Annotated in this window: 13 protein-coding genes and 1 pseudogene; 5 read left to right on the top strand and 9 right to left on the bottom strand. The window is 73.5% G+C overall.

The window, feature by feature from the left end; all coding sequences use genetic code 11:
- Positions 1 to 18: 18 nt before the first annotated feature.
- The 6 genes and pseudogenes from OG534_RS34945 to OG534_RS34920 form a co-directional block, all read right to left on the bottom strand.
- Positions 19 to 1,137 carry a cupin domain-containing protein gene (locus OG534_RS34945; RefSeq protein WP_326586414.1) on the bottom strand — a complete coding sequence of 373 codons (1,119 nt, stop codon included), beginning with the start codon at positions 1,135 to 1,137 and terminating at the stop codon, positions 19 to 21.
- Positions 1,134 to 2,153: a carbon-nitrogen hydrolase family protein gene (locus OG534_RS34940; RefSeq protein ID WP_326586415.1), complete on the bottom strand. Its 1,020-nt coding sequence runs from the start codon at positions 2,151 to 2,153 to the stop codon at positions 1,134 to 1,136. Before OG534_RS34940 ends, OG534_RS34945 begins: the two co-directional genes overlap by 4 nt.
- Before the next feature lie 12 nt (positions 2,154 to 2,165).
- A complete protein-coding gene (locus OG534_RS34935; protein ID WP_326586416.1) occupies positions 2,166 to 4,478 on the bottom strand; it encodes an oxidoreductase in 2,313 nt (770 codons plus the stop codon).
- A complete protein-coding gene (locus tag OG534_RS34930) occupies positions 4,460 to 5,086 on the bottom strand; it encodes an acyl-CoA thioesterase (RefSeq protein WP_326593429.1) in 627 nt (208 codons plus the stop codon). The genes OG534_RS34935 and OG534_RS34930 overlap by 19 nt, the downstream gene beginning before the upstream one ends.
- Positions 5,063 to 6,682, bottom strand: a pseudogene (locus OG534_RS34925) (AMP-binding protein); the annotation flags it as partial. The pseudogene OG534_RS34925 and the gene OG534_RS34930, both read right to left, overlap by 24 nt.
- Positions 6,683 to 6,818: 136 nt before the next feature.
- On the bottom strand, positions 6,819 to 7,259 hold the full coding sequence (locus OG534_RS34920) for an ATP-binding protein (RefSeq protein WP_326586417.1): 441 nt from the start codon (positions 7,257 to 7,259) through the stop codon (positions 6,819 to 6,821).
- Positions 7,260 to 7,488: 229 nt separating this feature from the next.
- Here OG534_RS34920 and OG534_RS34915 point away from each other — a divergent pair, with 229 nt between their 5' ends.
- Positions 7,489 to 8,481, top strand: coding sequence for an alpha/beta hydrolase (locus tag OG534_RS34915; RefSeq protein WP_326586418.1), 993 nt, complete (start codon positions 7,489 to 7,491; stop codon positions 8,479 to 8,481).
- 190 nt (positions 8,482 to 8,671) lie between these two features.
- Positions 8,672 to 9,538 carry a phosphatase PAP2 family protein gene (locus tag OG534_RS34910; RefSeq protein ID WP_326586419.1) on the top strand — a complete coding sequence of 289 codons (867 nt, stop codon included), beginning with the start codon at positions 8,672 to 8,674 and terminating at the stop codon, positions 9,536 to 9,538.
- Between the two features lie 77 nt (positions 9,539 to 9,615).
- Here OG534_RS34910 and OG534_RS34905 read toward each other — a convergent pair whose 3' ends face one another.
- The 3 genes from OG534_RS34905 to OG534_RS34895 all read right to left on the bottom strand — a co-directional run bounded on the left by OG534_RS34905 (position 9,616) and on the right by OG534_RS34895 (position 13,113).
- A complete protein-coding gene (locus OG534_RS34905) occupies positions 9,616 to 10,623 on the bottom strand; it encodes a LacI family DNA-binding transcriptional regulator (RefSeq protein WP_326586420.1) in 1,008 nt (335 codons plus the stop codon).
- 68 nt (positions 10,624 to 10,691) lie between these two features.
- A complete protein-coding gene (locus OG534_RS34900; protein ID WP_326586421.1) occupies positions 10,692 to 12,257 on the bottom strand; it encodes a carboxylesterase/lipase family protein in 1,566 nt (521 codons plus the stop codon).
- Positions 12,258 to 12,369: 112 nt separating this feature from the next.
- Positions 12,370 to 13,113 (bottom strand): phosphatase PAP2 family protein, encoded by a 744-nt coding sequence (locus OG534_RS34895; RefSeq protein WP_326586422.1) that lies wholly within the window; start codon positions 13,111 to 13,113, stop codon positions 12,370 to 12,372.
- 663 nt (positions 13,114 to 13,776) lie between these two features.
- Here OG534_RS34895 and OG534_RS34890 point away from each other — a divergent pair.
- The 3 genes from OG534_RS34890 to OG534_RS34880 all read left to right on the top strand — a co-directional run bounded on the left by OG534_RS34890 (position 13,777) and on the right by OG534_RS34880 (position 17,973).
- Positions 13,777 to 15,030, top strand: a complete 1,254-nt coding sequence (locus OG534_RS34890; RefSeq protein WP_326586423.1) for an MFS transporter — start codon at positions 13,777 to 13,779, stop codon at positions 15,028 to 15,030.
- A 131-nt stretch (positions 15,031 to 15,161) separates the two neighbouring features.
- On the top strand, positions 15,162 to 16,091 hold the full coding sequence (gene surE / locus OG534_RS34885; protein ID WP_326586424.1) for a 5'/3'-nucleotidase SurE: 930 nt from the start codon (positions 15,162 to 15,164) through the stop codon (positions 16,089 to 16,091).
- 148 nt (positions 16,092 to 16,239) lie between these two features.
- Complete coding sequence (locus OG534_RS34880) at positions 16,240 to 17,973, top strand: carboxylesterase/lipase family protein (protein ID WP_326586425.1); 1,734 nt, start codon at positions 16,240 to 16,242, stop codon at positions 17,971 to 17,973.
- Positions 17,974 to 18,020 lie beyond the last annotated feature (47 nt).

Genomic DNA, 18,020 nt, shown 5'->3' with positions numbered 1-18,020 from the left:
GCTGGGGCTCCTCGTGGGTCAGGCGGCGGTGACGGGCTGGTGCCCGCCGTGGTCGGCGTACGCCTCTTCCCGGTGGAAACCGAGCGAGCGCATGACGGGGAAGTCGTTGAAGGAGAAGAGGCAGGCGTCCTCGGTCTGGTCGAGATTGTGGTGCTCGTGCCAGGCCCAGGACGGGACGCAGAAGATGTCGCCCTGCTTCCACTCGAAGCGCCGTCCGGCGATGACCGAGACCCCGCGGCCCTTGGCGGCCGTGTAGATCACCGAGCCGGTGTGGCGGTGGGCGAGGGTGGCCTGGCCGGGGCGCAGCAACTGCATGTGGGCGCCCATGGTGGGCATGACCGGACCGCCCGTCACCGGGTTGGTGTACTCCGCGATGACCCCGTCGTACGGGGACCCCTCGGTGGCCTGGGCGAGGCCGCGCAGGGCCTCGTACGTGGGCTCCCAGGGGTAGGCGAGCAGCGGCGAGTACGGCCGGGTCCACTTCTCCACTCCGTACGGCAACAGGTTCGCTCCGTAGGTCAGGACCGAGGAGTTGATGACCTTCCCCGGGGTCTGGTACAGCTCGGGGTGGACCTCGTAGAACCCGGCGTCCAAGGCGTTGACCAGCGGGATGTCGAGTCCGTCCTGCCATATGACCGGTGCGTCGTCGGCGTCGTTGCCGTGCTCGTGCCAGGTGCCGTTCGGGGTGATGGCGAAGTCGCGGGGACCGACCTTCAGCTTCTGGCCGTCGACGATCGTCCAGGCGCCGGTGCCCTCGTGGACAAAGCGCAGGGCCGCGGCCTGGTGGCGGTGGGCGGTCAGGGCCTCGCCGGGGCCCATGATCTGGAGTCCGGTGTAGAGGAGTCCGGCGGCGGCGCTGACGTCCTTGCGGCCCGGGTTGACGAGCATCACGACCCGGCGGCCGGCGTCGTCGCCCTTGACCAGGCCGAGGGCCTTGAGGACGTGGGGGCGCAGCTCGTCGTAGCGCCACAGCACGGGCACGGAGCGGGGCTGCGGGTACCAGGGCTCGATGTCGTTGGCCACGGTCCACAGGGCGCCCGCGTCGAGGGCGCCGAGCTCGTCGTAGTACGCGGTGAGTTCGGGGGTGTCGGACACCCGGGCGCGGCCGAGCATCGAGTCGTCCTGCTCGCTGGTCATACGTCCTCCTCAGGGGCGGCGCTGTCGGTGAAGGGGGCCGGGGGCACGGTGAAGGTCACGGGCAGCCGGGGGCGGTTGTCGACTTCGAGGCGGAAGATGTCGAAACGGTTGTAGTGCCCGGTGATGTCGTGCATCTGCTTGGGCTGGATGCACCGGGCGAGGTCGATCTCGCCGTAGACGATCCCCTCGTCGTCCACGAGGGGCTCGGTGACCGGGCGGCCGTCGGGGCCGAAGATGCCGGACAGCGCGCTGCGGGGACGGGTGAACTGCTTGCGCAGTTCCTCGTCGTCCCCGGCGAGCAGGTCGACGATCTCCGGGGAGACGGTGGAGCAGGCGACGACGGAGAAGACCTTGCCCTCGAAGCTGTGGGCGGCGGTGCGGACGGCGATGGCGTCGGCCATGTCGTAGTCGGCGGGGGCGACGGGCAGGGCGATGTAGCAGGAGGCATGGACGAGTTCGCCCTGCGCGAGGAGGGTGAAGCGGGCCAGGGTGTTGGTGTTCTCGCCGCAGGCGAGCGCCCCGAGGGGGCCGACGGGTGTGTCGTGGACGACGAGCGAGCTGCCGTCCCCGCCGGTCCAGGTGAGCTTCTCGGCCCAGGTCGGCACCAGTTTGCGGTGGACGCCGAGGAGGGCGCCGTCGGGTCCGATGGTCAGCAGGGTGTTGTAGAGGACGCCGAGGCTGTGCGGGGCGCGCTCGTTGACCCCGATGACGAGGACGATCCCGTGCCGGCGGGCCGCCGCGCGCAGGGCGTCGACGTGCGGGCCGGGCAGATCGACCGAGGCCCGCTGGAGGCGCTCGAACCAGGGCGAGCCCTGGACCGGGTTCATCGTCCAGTTCCAGTAGGGGTAGCCGGGGACGAACACCTCGGGGAAGACGACGAGTTCGGCTCCGTGGGCGGCGGCCTCGGCGATCAGGGCGACGGCCTTGCCGACGGTGGCGGCGGGGTCGAGGTAGACGGGTGCGGCCTGGACGGCCGCCGCCGTGAATCGGGGCAGGTTCTCCCTGTCCATGGGCATGGGAACCTCCGGCTATCGGGGGACGGGAGCGGGCGCCGGGGCGGCGGCGCGCGGCAGCCAGCGGCGGTGGGCGGACGCGGCGGGCTGCCGCAGCAGTTCGAGGCGGGGCGGGATCCGGTCGGTCCGGGCCGACGGGGGCCGGCCGCTGCCCGCCCGCCAGGCGCGCGCCCAGGGCGCGGCAGGGCCCTGGTAGCCCTGGGCGGCGGCCGCGTGCAGGGTCCACAGCGGGTCGTGGAGCTGGGCGCGGCCGACGCCGCACAGGTCCGCCCGGCCCGCCAGGATGATCGAGTTCACGTCGTCGTACGTGGAGATCGCGCCGACGGCGATGGTGGGGACCCCGGTGGCGTTGCGGATGAGGTCGGCGTACGGGGTCTGGTAGCTGCGGCCGTAGCGGGGCTGCTCGTGGGCGACGACCTCGCCGGTGGAGACGTCGACGGCGTCGGCGCCGGCCTCGGCGAGCGCGCGGGCGATGGCGACGGCGTCGGCCTCGCTGGTGCCGCCCTCGGCCCAGTCGGCGGCGGAGATCCGCACGAGCAGGGCCTTGCCGGCCGGCCACACCTCCCGTACGGCGCGCAGCACTTCGAGCGGCAGCCGCAGCCTTCCGTCCAGGTCTCCCCCGTACTCGTCCGTCCGCAGGTTGGTCAGCGGCGACAGGAAGCCGGAGAGCAGGTGCCCGTGCCCGTACTGGAGTTCCAGCACGTCGAAGCCCGCCCGGTCGGCGCGCCGGGCCGCGCTCACGAAGTCCCGTACGACGGCGTCCATGTCGGCCCGGTCGGCCTCGCGCGGCACCGGGCTCCGCTCGTCCCAGGCCAGCGCCGAAGCGGCGATCGGCTGCCCGTCGCGGGCGGCGGCGCGGCGGCCGGCGTGCGTCAGCTGGATGCCGAGGCAGGTGTCGGACTGGCCGTGGACGAAGTCCGTGATGCGCCGCCAGGCCGCTTCCTGTCCGTCGGTCCACAGGCCGGGGCAGCCGGGGGTGGCCCGGCCGTCGGCGCTGACGGACGTCATCCCGGCGAGGACCAGGCCCGCGCCGCCGAGGGCCTGCGTGCTGAGGTGGACCAGGTCGAAGTCGCCGGGGACGCCGTCACGCGCGGTGTGCAGCGCGGTGGGCGGGACGACGACCCGGTTGCGCAGCAGCAGTCCGCCGAGCGGGTAGGGGCGGAACATCGGGGGCACGGTCGAGGAGCGGTTGACCGCGCTGGTGAACCCCTCGTCGCGCAGGCGCAGGTTGTCGTAGGTGACGCGGCGGCTGCGGGTGAGGAGGTTGAAGGCGAACTGGTGCGGGTCCTGGCCGGTGTACCGGTCGATGTGCTCGAACCACTCCAGGCTGGCCTGGGCCGCGCGCTGGGTGGACTCCACCACCGGCCTGCGCTCGTCCTCGTACGCGGCGAGCGCGGTCGGCACGTCCGGGTGTTCGTGCAGGCTGGCGGCGAGGACGAGGGCGTCCTCCATGGCGAGCTTGGTGCCGGAGCCGATGGAGAAGTGCGCGGTGTGGGCGGCGTCCCCGAGGAGGACGACGTTCTCGTGCCGCCAGGTGCGGTTGCGGACCGTGGTGAAGCGGAGCCACTTGGAGTTGTTGGGGAGGAGCCGGTGGCCGTCGAGGTGGCCCGCGAGGAGTTCCTCGCAGCGCCGGATGCTCTCCTCGTCGCTGGTGCCCGGCGGATGGCCGCGGTCGGCGAACTCCTCGAAGCCGGCGCGCCGCCACGCCTCCTCCTCCATCTCCACGATGAAGGTGGAGCGGGTGGAGTCGTAGGGGTACGCGTGCACCTGGAGGGTGCCGAAGTCCTGCTCGTCGACGATGAAGGTGAAGGCTTCGAAGACCTTGTCCGTGCCGAGCCACATGTAGCGGCCGGCGCGCTCGTCGAGGTCGGTGCCGAACGTGTCGGCGTAGGCGGCGCGGGTGGCCGACCGTACGCCGTCGCAGGCCACCACCAGGTCGTACGACACGGCGAGTTCGGCGGCGGGCGGGGCCTGGGTGCGGTAGCGGACGTCCACCTCCAGCGCGGCGCAGCGCTCCTGGAGGATCCGCAGCAGGTGCCGGCGTCCGAGGGCGGCAAAGCCATGGCCGCCCGAGGTGAGGGTGGTGCCCCGGTAGCGGACGTCGATGTCGGCCCAGCGGGCGAACTCCGCGGACATGGCCTCGTGGATCTCGCGGTCGGCCTGGGCGATGCCGTCGAGCGTCTCGTCGGAGAAGACGACCCCGAAGCCGAAGGTGTCGTCGGGGGCGTTGCGTTCCCAGACGGTCACCTCCCAGTGCGGGGAGAGCTGCTTGGTCAGGGCCGCGAAGTACAGTCCGCCGGGCCCTCCTCCTATGACTGCGACGCGCACGGCGTACCTCCGGGTGATGCGGCGATGGTGAGTAGTTCGGGTGTCTGCGGTCCCGCCGTGCCCAGCAGCTCGCGCACGTCGGCGGGCCAGGGGGTCGCACCGGTCGCGTGGGCGGCCGAGTGGGCGATGACCATGCGGCCGGTGGCCGCCTCCACGCCCCGTTCGCTGCGCACGGTGAAGGCGTAGTGCAGGGAGGCCGAGCCGACCTTGACGACCTTCAGTTCGGTGCGCACCGCGTCCCCGAACCAGAGCCGTGCCCGGTAGTCGGCCTCGAAGTGGACCCGGGGGGTGCTTCCGAACAGGTGGGACAGGCCCAGGCGGTGGAGCAGGACGGCCTCGGCCGCCTCGACCCAGCGCACGACGGTGGAGTGGTGGTAGTGCCCGGCGGCGTCGGTGTCGGTCCACTCGACGCGGCGCTCGACGACGACGCTGGGCAGCTCGGGCGGTGTGGCCGGCCCGGGCGCGGTGGGCGGCGCTGACGGCGGTGCGGCCGGTCCGCCGGGCGGTCCGGAATCCGGCCCGGAGGCTGTGCCCGGCCCGGACGACGTGCCCGGCCCGGCGGGCGATGCGTCAACGCGGGCGCGCTCGCGCAGTTCGCCGCGCCGCAGCTTTCCGGTGCCGGTGCGCGGGAGTTCCGTGACGAATTCGACGGCGCGCGGGTACTTGTACGGGGCGATGGTCCGCTTGACGTGGGTCTGCAGCTCGCGGACGGTCGCCTCGGACGCCGGGACGCCGGCGCCCAGGACGACGTAGGCCTTGACCAGCATGCCGCGCCGCTCGTCCGGGGCTCCGACGACCGCGCACTCCTCGACGTGGGGATGGGCGACGAGGGCCTTCTCGACCTCGGGGCCCGCGATGTTGTAGCCGGAGGAGACGATCATGTCGTCGCTGCGGGCGACGTACCAGAAGTAGCCCTCCGCGTCGCGGACGTAGGTGTCGCCGGTGATGTTCCAGCCGTTCCTGACGTACGAGGTCTGGCGCGGGTCCGCCAGGTAGCGGCAGCCGGTGGGACCCGTGACCGCGAGCAGGCCGGGCTGCCCGTCGGGGACGGGGTCGCCGTGCTCGTCGACGACGGCGGCGCGGTAGCCGGGAACGGGTCGGCCGGTGGAGCCGGGCCGGATGTCCTCGTCGGCCGCCGAGATGAAGACGTGGAGCATCTCGGTGGCGCCGATGCCGTCGATGATGCGCAGGCCGGTGGCGGCGTGGAACTCGTGCCACACCGCGGCCGGGAGCGGTTCCCCGGCGGACACGCAGCGGCGCAGCCCCGCGAGCCGGTCCGCCGCCCCGGCCTCCATGATCGCGCGGTAGGCCGTGGGCGCCGTGAAGAGCACGGTCACTCCGTGGGCCGCGACGAGCTCGGCCAGCTGCAGTGGGGCCGCCTGCTCGATCAGCAGGGTCGCGGCCCCGGCGTGGAGGGGGAAGACCACCAGACCGCCGAGCCCGAAAGTGAAGGCGAGTGGCGGTGTGCCGGTGAAGACGTCGTCCGGGCGGGGTTTGAGGACGTGCCGGGAGAACGTGTCCGCGTTGGCCAGGACGTCGCGGTGGAAGTGCAGGGTCGCCTTGGGACGGCCGGTCGTACCGGAGGTGAAGGCGATCAGCGCCACGTCGTCCGCGGCCGTGACCACGGTGGTGAACCGGCCGTCCTTGGCCGCGCAGCGCGCGGTCAGGTCCGTCGCCCCGGGACCTCCGTAGGCGAGGACCGGCAGGTCCGGCAGGTCCGGCAGGCCGGGCCGGCGGTTCGCGTCGAGGTCCTCCACATAGCGGTGGTCGCACACGGCGACCGTGGGCCGGCTGATGTCGGTGAGCTCGGCGAGTTCGGAGGCGCGCAGCAGCGGCATGGTGGTGACGGCGACGCCACCGGCCTTCAGCACGCCGAACCACGCGGCCACGAGCCAGGGGTTGTTGGGGCCGCGCAGCAGGACGCGGTTGCCGGGCCGGAGGCCGAAGTCCTCGGTGAGGACCTGGGCGACCTGGTTGGCGCGGTGTTGCAGTTCGCCGTAGGTCCAGCGCTCGGTCGGAGTGAGCAGACAGGGGCGGTCGGGGCCGTGGAGCTCGACGGCGTCGTCGAGCAGGCGCCCAGCACAGTTGAGTCGGTCCGGGTAATCCAACTCCGGTAGTTCGAAGTGGAGTTCGGGCCAGAGGGAGAAGGGCGGCAGTCGGTCCCTGCAGAAGGAATCGGCGTGCGCGGAAGGGGAGAGCTCCATGGGGCGGCACCTCAATCAGGCAGCAGCGGGGAGATGGGAGCAACGTATGTCGAATATTTGGCGTCCGTCAACATCTCGCAATATCCTGCGAGGCGGAGCACCCCCTCACGACGCCTCCCGCCACCCCCGACCCGACTCAGGCCAGGGGGACGCACACCCGGACCGATTTCCCGAACTCATGGGCCACGACGGAGAGTTCTCCGCCCAGCTCCGCCGTCATCAGCTGCACGATCAGCAGTCCGCGCCCGTCCTCGGATTCCGGGTCGATCCCGGATCGGGGGGCGGGCAGTCGCGGCAGACCGACACCCCGGTCGGTGACCTCCAGTCGGAGCCAGCCCCCGCCGGCCGCCATCCCGACCCGCATGCGGCCGGCGCTCGCGTGCCGGACGACGTTGCCGACGAGCTCACTCACGGCCAGCAGCAGGACGTCCGCCGCCCCACAGGGAACCCGCCAGCCTTCGAGCGCGGCGCGCACACGAGCCCTGACTTGCGGAACGCTCTCCGCGCCGGGGTCGGTGACCCAGTGGGCGAAGCTCCGGACCACGGGAATCGCGGAACTGCCGGTGATGGTGAGCATGACGTGCTCCCGGAGGGGGAAGGCGGCGCGACCACTGGGGTAGCTCGTGTCACCGATCCTGAAGTCGGATCGCCTGTGGGCTTGTGGTCAGCGGAAACGCGTCGCTAAAGTCCTTGATTACACGTGTAACAAGCTACGCCTCCCCCGGCGGCTCGCGCAAGCATTTCGGACAAAGGACGCGAAGCCTGCACCCGCCCCGCCGGGTATCCGCCGCATTGGAAGGGCCGCAATGACGCAATCTCCCCCGGCCGCGTTCGACCTCGCCGACATGACCTGGCCGCCACCGCCGTACCAGTCACCCGTTCCGCCCGTGACGGGCGCGGACGGCGTGCGCCGCTTCGACGGGGTCACCTACGCGACCACCCCCGGCTACCGCCCCCGGCTGCTGGACGTCCAGGTGCCCGCCGGCGAAGGACCGTTCCCCGCGGTCGTCTGGATCCACGGCGGCGGCTGGCTGGACGGCGACCGCCGCTACCCGCCGCCGACCGTGCCCGCCGCCCTGCTGCACGGGGCGGTGCTGGGCGCCGGGCTCGCGCTCGTCTCCATCGACTACCGGCACAGCCTGGAAGCGCCCTTCCCCGCGCAGCTGCACGACGTGAAGGCCGCGATCCGCTACGTCCGCGCGTTCGCCGACGTCCTCGGCATCGACCCGGACCGGATCGGCGTCTGGGGCGAGTCCGCGGGCGGCCACCTGGCCGCGCTCGCCGGCCTCACCAGGCCGGACGGCCCGGGCGGCGCGGCGCTGGAGGGGACTCAGGGCGTCACCTCGGGCGAGACCGGGGTCCTCGCGGTCGTCGACTGGTACGGCGTCTCCGACCTGGTCGCGCTGGCCGGGCACCCCATGCCGCCCATGGCCTCCGGCCTGGAGTTCCCCGACCCCTACGAGGCCCTGCTCGGCGCTTCCGTGGCCGAGCGGCCGGAGGCGGCGCGGGCCGCGAGCCCGGTGACGTACGCCGACGGCTCGAACCCGCCGCCGTTCCTCCTCGTACACGGGACCCGGGACGGCCTGGTCCCGTACAGCCAGAGCGAGGTCCTCGCCGCGGCCCTGAGGAGCGCCGGGGGCGAGGTCGTCCTGCAGCCCGTCGAGGGCGCGGACCACATCTTCCTCGGCTCCCCGGACATCCCGGCGATCGTCGAGGAGAGCGTCGCCTTCCTGGCCGGGCACCTCGGGGGTGCCCCGCAGAACGGGCCGCATCAGGGACGGGGGCAGGCCCTGAGATAGGCCCGGGGAGAGGCCCCGGGACCGGGCCGCACGCACCCGGCCCGATCCACAGGACACTCCTCCGCGCGGGGCCCGGCCACGTCCCGGTCCCCCGTTCTCGTACCGCCGCGGGGGCGCGGCCCCGGCCGCGCCCCCGTTCCCTCCAGAGCACACACGGCCGCGGGCCCTCCCGCGGCCGCGAGAGGCAGCCATGTCCGGCAATCCCGCCACCACCCCGTACGACAGACCCGACAGAGCCGACAGGGCCGACAGGGCCGACGGGCCCGGCACAGCCGGCGGACCTGACCGGCCCGACGGACCTGACGGACCCGACGGGCCCCGCAGGAGCGAGCGCCGCGCCGCGTCCGCCTCCGAGGCGGCCCGCGGCCCCGGCCGCCTCCTGGCGGGTCTCCTGCTCCTGGGGGCCGCCGGGCTGTCGGCCCTCGTCGTCCGCTCCGATGTCGCGGATCCGCCCTTCCAGGAACTGGACGAGCGCTGGCTGGTCTGGATGGGCGGTCCCCACGAGGGGCTCTACCGGGCCGCCGCCACGGCCCTGGACTGGTTCGGCGGCCCGGTCGGCGCGCTCGTGCCGCTCTCCCTGCTGATCCTGCTGCTCGTCCGCAGGCGCTGGGCTTCGGTCGGCTTCCTGCTCACCGTCTACTTCGGCGGCAACATGCTCGTCGTGCAGAGCCTCAAGCACCTGGTGGACCGCCCGCGCCCGGCCGACCCGCTGGTCCGCGTCGACCACGGCTCGTTCCCGTCCGGGCACGCGGCCACGGCGGCGCTCCTCGTCATCGTCGTCGGGGCGCTGCTGGTCCCGGCCGCCCGGCGGCGGGCGTGGTGGCTCGGGGGCGCGGTGTTCACGCTGGCCATGATGTGGAGCCGTACCTGGCTGCACGCGCACTGGATCAGCGACACGGCGGCCGGAGCCGCCGCGGGCGCGGGGGCGGGCCTGCTGGTGTGGTGGCTCTTCCACCCGGCGCTCGCCCGGGAACGCGTACGGACCCACGAACGCCGCGCCCACGACCGTCGGGGGGCGGCCGCGGGCGCCGGCGCGGCGGTGACCGACGGCGGATGACGGCCGCGGTCCGAGCCGCCTGAGGGGCCGGGGGACGCTGTGTCCCCCGGCCCCTCAGGACGCGTACTCGGCCGGTCTCAGGAGGACAGTCGCTGGACCAGGACGGCTTCCACGGCCTGCACCGGCGTCGCCGTCCCGGTCTCGATCAGCTCGTGCACGGCGTTGGCGATCCGCGCGGCCGACGGCATGTCCAGCCGGACCGTGGTGAGCGCGGGCTGCTGGAGGGCGGAGAGGACGAGGTCGTCGCAGCCGACGAGGGCGACGTCGTCCGGTACGACGATGCCCTCGGCCCGAAGCGCGTGCAGCAGCAGCGCGGCGTACTCGTCGTTGTAGGTGAAGACGGCGTCCAGGCCCAGGCTCCGCCAGCGCCGGGCGAGCGCTGCCGCGGACTCGCGGGTGTAGGCCATCTCCACCGGGGTGACGGTCGCCATGTGCCGGGCCGCGACCGACTCGGCGCCCGCGAGGCGCGGCTCGGCGAGGGTGCCGAGGCCGCGCTCCTGGGGCATGACGACGCCGATCCTGGTCCGGCCGCGGGCGATAAGGTGCTCGGCCGCGGTGGCGCCGATGTGGGTGTGGTCGAAGCCGATGGTGTGCACGCCCTCGACGGGGTGGGTCGCGAAGGCCAGCAGGCCGCGCACGCCGGCGCGGCCCAGAACCTCGGCGGCCTGGGCGGTGAAGCGGTCGCCGTCCAGCGCGACGACGGCCGCGGGGCGCAGTTCGGCCCAGGCCCGGGCGGCGTCCACGGGGTCGGCGAAGCGGCCCGCGTGGAGCACGGCCGTGTAGCCGAACCGGTCGAGCTCGCTGTGCAGGTCGTCGACCCAGTCGCTGACGAGGCGGCCGACCGCGGAGATCGACGCGGGCATCAGGACGAGGTTGCTGCGGCCGGCGCGCAGGGACCGGGCGGCGGCGTGCGGGACGTAGCCGAGTTGCCTGGCCGCGTCGAGCACCCGGGCGCGGGTGCTCGCGCTGACCCGGTGGCCCTGGGTGTCGTTCAGGACGAAGGACACCGTGGCGCGCGAGACCCCGGCGAGGCGGGCCACGTCGGCGCTGGTGATGGATGCGGGGACGTGTATGTCTTTGGCCATGACGTCCCTCGACGCTCCTTCTGCTCGGGTTGCTGCTCGGTTGCTCCTTCCTTTTCAGGTTACACGAGTTAAATCAAGGGAGCGGAGGCGTGCCCGGACGTGCGGGCGGGACCGTGCAGCAGCCGGGAGGCGCCGGCGAGGTCGTCGAGGGCCGTCACGACCGAGTCGAAGCGCATCGTGGTGCGCGACTGCGTGTCGTAGCGCCGCCACTGCGGCAGGTCCGGATGGTTCGGGTCGCCGGTGCGGACGAAGGCGATCCAGGCGCGGTGCATGGCGTACGCGAGGCCGTCTCGGACGGCGGGACGGAGCCCGGCCAGGAAGGGCGCGTGCGCCCACTGGTCGAAGTTGTCGAAGACGAAGGGGAGTTCGAGGCAGTGCGCGGCGCCGAGCCGGCCCTCGTACGCGGGCGTGGGAAGGTCGAACTGGTAGGCCCACACCGGGCTGCCCGACTCGGCCCTGGCCTCGGCCAGCCGGACGGCCGGCACCCGGAAGAGCTCGTCCGTGATCAGGTCCATCAGGACGTCGGCGGGCCCGGCGCCGGGCCGGGCCCGCTCGTACGCCGCGTAGACACCGGCGGCGGCCGCGCTCCCGAACGTGTCCGCGATGCGGTCGGTCACCTGCTCCCGGGTCGCCGCGGCGTAGCCCTCGTCGAGGGCGAAGCCGAAGTTCGCCTCTTCCCGCGTCCAGCCGATCATGACGTCGATGCCGGCCGCCGCTCCGTCCAGCAGGGCCTGCGCCGGGTGGCTGCGGAGGGTGACCCCGTCGATCACGGGCAGGAAGGGCGTGGGCCAGTACCCCCACCGCATGGTCTGCGCGAACAGTCCGGCGCCCGCCCCGATCAGCTCCTGCCAGGGCAGCGCGCGCAGTTCCGCCAGGTCCTTGGCGCCCGCCAGCTCGAGAAAGGCGGCGGTGCGCTCCAGGTAGGCGTCCGGGTCGGGGAGGTCCAGGCCGAAGGGCGGACTCTGCAGGATCACCCGCCGGATCAGGCCCTGGGCCTGCGGATGTCCGGCGAGCGCGGCGGTGGAGACCGCGCCGCCCGACTGGCCGGCGACCGTGATGCGGTCCGGGTCGCCGCCGAGGGAGGCGATGTTCTCCTTCACCCAGCGCAGGGCGGCGAGCTGGTCGGTGAGCCAGTGGTTGCCACCCTCGTCGCCGTCGTCACCCTCGTCGGTGTACAGGTAACCCAGCGGCCCGATGCGGTAGTTGATGCTGACCACCACGAGGTCGCCGTCGCGCGCGAAGGTCTCGCCCGAGTAGCCGGGCAGCGAGCCGGAGCCCGACACGAAGCCTCCGCCGTGGATCCAGACGAGCACCGGGCGGCGGGCGCCGTCGGCGGCGGGCGTCCAGACGTTCAGGGTCAGGCAGTCCTCGTCGAAGGGGGGCGACCCGTGCCCGCCGAGCACGGGGTCGCCGCCTTCGCGGTACATCTGCGGGGCGCTCGGGCCGTCGGCGGTGGCGTCCCGCGTACCGCTCCACCCGGCGTGCGGCTGCGCGGGCCTCCAGCGCAGGTCACCGATCGGAGGCGCGGCGTAGGGCACGGCGCGGAAGACGGCCACGCCGCCCTCGCTCGCGCCGCGCAGGCGCCCTGCGGGGAGATCCACCACCGTCTGGTCCTGGCCTGGGGAGTGGGGCATGTGCCGTTCCTTCCTGCCTGCCGCGCACCGGATGCACGTCGACACCTGAGATTATGGCGTGAAATTGTCGATCGTCAACGCATCGCTATACGCGGACACTCGGGGCCGCACCTCACAGCCACAGGCTGTTCGAGGCCATGCGCTCCGACTCCGCCTCCAGCAACGGCGCGAAGACCCGCCACAGCACGAGGCAGGTTCCGACGCCGACGAGGGCGCCGGCGAGGGTGTCACTGAGCCACTGGGCGTGCAGCCAGGTCCGGCTCCCCATCATGGCGAGGACGTACGAGGCGCCGAACGCCCACCACCAGCGTCGCGCACGGGGCGGGAACACCACCACCGCAGCCACGATCACGAGGGTCACCGCGCTGAACACCTGGCCGGAGGGGTACGAACCGTCGTTGACCAGGACCCACGGGTGCGGCGGGCGAGGGCGGTCGGCCAGCTGCTTGAGGGGCAGGAGCACGACGACGTTGGCGACGACGGTCGCCGCGAAGACGAACAGCCCCGAGCGCCAGCGTCCGTAGACGCAGAGGCAGCCGATCAGCAGGAGCGGCAGGATCATGCCGAGCGGGCCGCCGAGCCGGTCGAGAACGATGGTGAACCCGCCGAGTCCGTCGGATCCGCCGGACGCCGCGGCGGAGGAATCGTTCACCGCGGCCGCCCAGCGGTCGTCGAGCCCCTGGAAGAAGGGCTGCGGGTCCAGCCGGAGCAGCAGTCCGACCAGCAGCGACAGGAGCAGGAGGCTGATCCCGAGGGCGAGCGCATGGCGCGGCGGAGCCGCCGGCAGGTGGTGCCGGGGCGGGAGGGCCGGGTGAGGCGGGCGTGGCGGCGGCACGAGGGAGGGTGAGGGGAACATGGCGGGCCTTTCACGGTCGTCTCCCCAGGCGGTGGGGCACGCGGAGAGCAGGCACGGGAGCGGGGAGCACTCGGGAACGGGGTAGGGCGGGGCACTCGGGAACGGGCGCGGCGAGGCACACGGGACCGAGGTGCGGTGGGGCACACGGGAACGGGGCGCGACGGGGAAGCGCACGGGAACGGGGGATGCCGGGGCACACGGAAGCAGGACGCGCCGGGGAGCGCAGGGGAGCGGGATGCGTCGGGGAGCGCACGGCCCGCAGAAGGAGCGACCGCCGCCACCGCCGGGGCAGGACGCCCTCCGGCGACGAGGTCGTCGCGGTGCGGCACGGAGTATTGCCGATGCGTGACGGCCGCCACAAGTGCAAGAGGGTTTTTCGACACATCGACCCTGCACAGTGACCGTCAGACGGTGGTTACACGTCTTGCCCCACCGCAGCCGGCGTCGGTCACGATCTGCGCAACGACCCGGCTCAGGCTCTGGCGGAGCCCGGAAATGGGTGCTACACAGTCTCCAGCGCACTTGGTGACACGTGTAACAACATCAAGTAAATCCGCGTCAGGCCGCCGCACCTCCCGGTGACGACGCCGCCCGGCGTCCGCTCGCGGCGCGCCCCCTCCCCCACGCACGCCACCTCCCCGCTCCGTCCCCCGAGGAGTCGTCATGGCCACGCACGAAGTAGCCGATCCGACCGTCCCCCCGATTCCGGAACCCGCCCGCCAGCGTGGGCTCCTGCCCCTGCTGCTGGTCGCCAACTCCGCGTTGATGGCGGTCTACATGGGTGTCGGCTCCGTGCTGCTGCCCACGCAGATCGCCGCGATCGCCCCCGATGACAAGGTCGCCGTCCTGGGCCTGATCGGCGGCATCAGCGCGATCTTCGCCACCGCCTTCAATCCGATCGCCGGCGCCCTCTCCGACCGCAGCGGGCGCCGCAACCCCTGGATCCTGGGCGGCGCCCTGGCCTCGCTCGCCGGCCTGGCCTTCCTCGGCAACGTGACCACCGCGCTGCTCGTCGGCATCGGCTGGTGCCTGATCCAGGCCACCATGAACGTCTATCAGGCCGCGGTCACCGCGATCGTGCCCGACCGGGTCGCCGCCACCCGCCGCGGCACCGCGTCCGCGCTGGTGGGGCTCGGCCTGCCCATCGGCGGCACGGTCGGCGTGCTCGTCGCCTCCCAGACCGCGGAACACCTGCGCACCGGCTACCTCGTCCTCGGTGCGATCGTCGCCGTGTCCGCGCTGCTGCTCACCGGCTTCTGCCGGGACATCCCGCGCACCGGGCCCGCCGCCGACGCGCCGGCCGCACCCAAGCGCGCCCAACTGGCCGCATTCCTCTCGGCGTTGGCCAACCACGACTTCCGGTGGGCCTTCATCGGCCGGGCCCTGATGGTCCTCGGCTACTTCTCCGTCATCGGCTACCAGCTGTACATCCTCGGCGACCACATCGCGCTGCCCGCCGGACTCACCCCGCCCGCCGCGATGGCCGTGCTCACCCCGGTGTCGATGGTCGCGATGGCCGTCTCCACCGTGCTGGGCGGTCTGCTGTCCGACCGCTGGAACCGGCGCAAGGTGTTCGTCGGCGTATCGGCCGCCCTCGCCGGGCTCGTCATGGTGGTCCCCGTGGTCAGCCCGACCTGGACCGGCATGCTCGTCTTCAGCGCGCTCAACGGCCTCGCCTTCGGATGCTTCATGGCCGTCGACACCGCGCTCGTCACCCTCGTCCTCCCGCGGGCCGAGGACGCCGCCCGCGACATGGGCGTCCTCAACATCGCGAACGCGGGACCGCAGATCATCGCCCCCTTCGTCGCCTCGGCCATCGTCACCGCGCTGGGCGGCTACACCCCGCTCTTCCTGGCCGGCGGTGTCCTCTCCCTGATCGGCGCGCTCGCCATCCTCCCGATCCGCAGCGTGCGCTGATCCCACTCCCCCGGGTCCGTCCCGCGGGACGGGCCCGGCCGGAACTCCGGCGGGCGCACGCCGAGGGTCGCGCGCCCGCCGGCTCACCACCCCACTCACCCTCATCTCCCTCCCCTCTGAAGGAGCACTCTGTGAGACGCAAGCGAGTTCTGCCGCTGGCCGCCCTGATGCTGTGCACGCCGGCCCTGGCCGGCACCGCACCGGCGGTCGCCTCGCCGCAGACCGCGCCCTCCGCGACGCCGGCGGCCGCGCCCGCCGGCCCGTTGCGGATCCTGCTCACCAACGACGACGGATACAACGCGCCGGGCATCCGCAAGGCCTTCGAGCGGCTGACCGCCGCCGGACACGACGTCACGATCGTCGCCCCGCTCACCAACCAGAGCGGCACCGGCACGAAGATGATGAACGCCCCCACGATCACGGTGAAGCACCCCGAGCCGAAGGTCTGGGCCGTCGACGGCACTCCGGGCGACTCCGTCGCCTTCGGACTGTCCGAGGTCTTCGCCGGCGCCGCCCCCGACCTGGTCGTCTCCGGCACCAACTTCGGCCCGAACGTCGCCGGGCTCGCCACCCACTCCGGTACGGTCGGCGGCGCCGTCACCGCGCTGGAGTCCGGCGTACCGGCCATCGCGCTGAGCACCGGCGGCCTGAGCGCGCCCGACCCGGTCACCACGGTCAACGCCATGGGGCCCACGGTCGACTTCGCGGTCAAGCTGATCGACCGGCTGCGGGCGCGGGCCCGGTCCGGTCCGCTGCTGCCCAAGGGCGTCGGCCTGAACGTCAACCACCCGGTCGTCGGCGCGGACGGCACGGGCAAGGCCGCCGGGGTGGCCGCGACCTTCCAGGATCCGCAGAACTTCCTCGAACCGGACTTCACCGACGCGGGCGACGGCACCTGGAAGATCACCGTGAAGGTGGACCTGCAGCCCGCCGCCAAGGGCGGTGACGTCGAAGCCGTGAGCGCCGGCCGGATCGCCGTCAGCCCGATGAACCCGGACTGGAACACCGGCCCGGCGGACCACGCCGTGACCTCCGCCCTGCTCGCCGGGCTCCGCCCGTAGGACCCGGGCACCGGCCGGGGCGGGGCGGGGCGGCGCGGTGCACCGCGCCACCGCCCCGCCCCGGCCGGTCGGGACCGGGAACGACCCGGCACGACCCGGCACGACCCGGCACGACCCCGCACGAACCGGCACGACTCCAGGAGGACGGATGAAGAGGCCCGGGAACCGGCTGCCTTCGGCAAGATCCCCAAGATCCCTGCTCGGTACGGCCCTCGGGCTGGCGGCTCTCCTCGTCTCGGCGGCGCCGACGACGGCGACGGCGACGGCGACGGCGACGGCGACGGCGACGGCGACGGCGACGGCGACGGCGACGGCGACGGCGACGGCGACGGCGACGGCGACGGCGACGGCGACGGCGACGGCGACGGCGACGGCGACGGCCTCCGGCGGATCACCGCGCCCGGTGGTCACCGTCGCGCAGGGCGCCCTGCGCGGCCAATCACAGGACGGGGCCCAGGAGTTCCTCGGTGTCCCCTACGCCGCTCCCCCGGTCGGGGACGCACGGCTGCGGGCGCCTCAGCCGCCGCCCCGCTGGAACGGCGTGCGCGACGCCGTCCGACAGGCCCCCGCCTGCCTGCAGTTCTCGCCGTTCGGCCTGAGCGATCCGCAGGCCGTCAGCGAGGACTGCCTCTACCTGGACGTGTACCGGCCGAGGACGGCCCGCCCGGGAGCCCGGCTCCCGGTGGTCCTCTGGATGCACGGAGGCGCGTACAGCCAGGGCACGGGCACCCAGTTCGGCGGGCGCACCATGGCCGACCTCACCCAGAGCGTGGTCGTCAGCATCAACTACCGGCTGGGGCAGCTCGGTTATCTGGCTCTTCCCGAGCTGGGCCGGGAGAACGACCCGCGCTCCGGGTCCTTCGGGCTGATGGACCAGCTCGCGGCGCTGCAGTGGACCCGGCAGAACATCGGCGCGTTCGGCGGGAATCCGGCCAACGTCACGATCTCCGGGCAGTCCGCGGGCAGCGGCTCCGTCTGCGCGCTGCTGGCCGCCCCGTCGGCCGCGGGCCTGTTCCACCGGGCCGTGCTGCAGAGCGGCCCGTGCACCCTGCTCCGTACGCCCGACAGCGCGAGCGCCGAGGGGCAGGCGCGGTCCTTCGCCGCGCGTGCGGGATGCACCGCCGGGGCGGAGGTGGCCGCCTGCCTGCGTGCCGCCTCCGGAGCGGCGCTGGTCGAGGCGGCCCGTACGCTGCCCACGCCGGGTCCGGCGTCGGGCGACGGGCTGCTGCCGCTGGCCCCCGCACAGGCCATCGGGAGCGGCGCGTGGAACAAGGTGCCGGTCCTGATCGGGAGCACCCGCTCCGAAGCCCGCTTCTTCGTCGCCCTGACACAGCCCCATCTGACGGCCGAGCAGTACACGGCGCAGATCCTGGCGGGGTACGGGGCCGCGGGACCCGAGGTGCTCGCCCGCTATCCGGTCGCGGACCACGGCTCGCCGTATCTGGCGCTGTCGGCGGTCATGACGGACTCGACCTTCGCCTGCCACACGGCGTGGACGGCGCAGCTCTTCGCCTCCCAGGTGCCGACGTACGTCTACGAGTTCGACGACCCCCGGTCGCCGACGCTCGCGGGCGCTCAGGTGCCGGGCCTGGACGAGTCGAACGCCCACAGCGCGGAGCTGGCGTATCTGCACGACTTCACCATGGGCGAGCGTCCGCTGACCCCGGTGCAGGTCGCGCTCGGCAACCGGATGAAGCGCCACTGGGCGGCGTTCGCCCGCTTCGGCGCCCCCGTCGTGGCGGGACAGACCCCGTGGCCCGCGGCCGGAGCCGGCGCCTCCGCGGTCCTCACCCTCCACCCCACGGCCACGCGGACGACCACGTCGTTCGGGGCGGACCACCAGTGCGCGTTCTGGCGCACCCAGCCGCCCCGACCGCTCTGACGCCCCCGCGGGTGCCGGGCAGGCACAGGTGCTCCTGCCCGGCACCG

The organism is Streptomyces sp. NBC_01294 (assembly GCF_035917235.1).
GTDB classification, from domain to species: domain Bacteria; phylum Actinomycetota; class Actinomycetes; order Streptomycetales; family Streptomycetaceae; genus Streptomyces; species Streptomyces caledonius.
The sequence above is the reverse complement of the archived record's forward strand: the minus strand, read 5'-3'. Positions and strand labels throughout refer to the sequence as shown.

Coding starts and splice junctions, on each gene's coding strand:
- OG534_RS34920 (WP_326586417.1), bottom strand. CDS start 7,259: ATGCTCACCATCACCGGCAGTTCCGCGATTCCCGTGGTCCGGAGCTTC.
- OG534_RS34880 (WP_326586425.1), top strand. CDS start 16,240: ATGAAGAGGCCCGGGAACCGGCTGCCTTCGGCAAGATCCCCAAGATCC.
- OG534_RS34940 (WP_326586415.1), bottom strand. CDS start 2,153: ATGCCCATGGACAGGGAGAACCTGCCCCGATTCACGGCGGCGGCCGTC.
- OG534_RS34900 (WP_326586421.1), bottom strand. CDS start 12,257: ATGCCCCACTCCCCAGGCCAGGACCAGACGGTGGTGGATCTCCCCGCA.
- OG534_RS34910 (WP_326586419.1), top strand. CDS start 8,672: ATGTCCGGCAATCCCGCCACCACCCCGTACGACAGACCCGACAGAGCC.
- OG534_RS34945 (WP_326586414.1), bottom strand. CDS start 1,137: ATGACCAGCGAGCAGGACGACTCGATGCTCGGCCGCGCCCGGGTGTCC.
- OG534_RS34905 (WP_326586420.1), bottom strand. CDS start 10,623: ATGGCCAAAGACATACACGTCCCCGCATCCATCACCAGCGCCGACGTG.
- OG534_RS34895 (WP_326586422.1), bottom strand. CDS start 13,113: ATGTTCCCCTCACCCTCCCTCGTGCCGCCGCCACGCCCGCCTCACCCG.
- OG534_RS34915 (WP_326586418.1), top strand. CDS start 7,489: ATGACGCAATCTCCCCCGGCCGCGTTCGACCTCGCCGACATGACCTGG.
- OG534_RS34890 (WP_326586423.1), top strand. CDS start 13,777: ATGGCCACGCACGAAGTAGCCGATCCGACCGTCCCCCCGATTCCGGAA.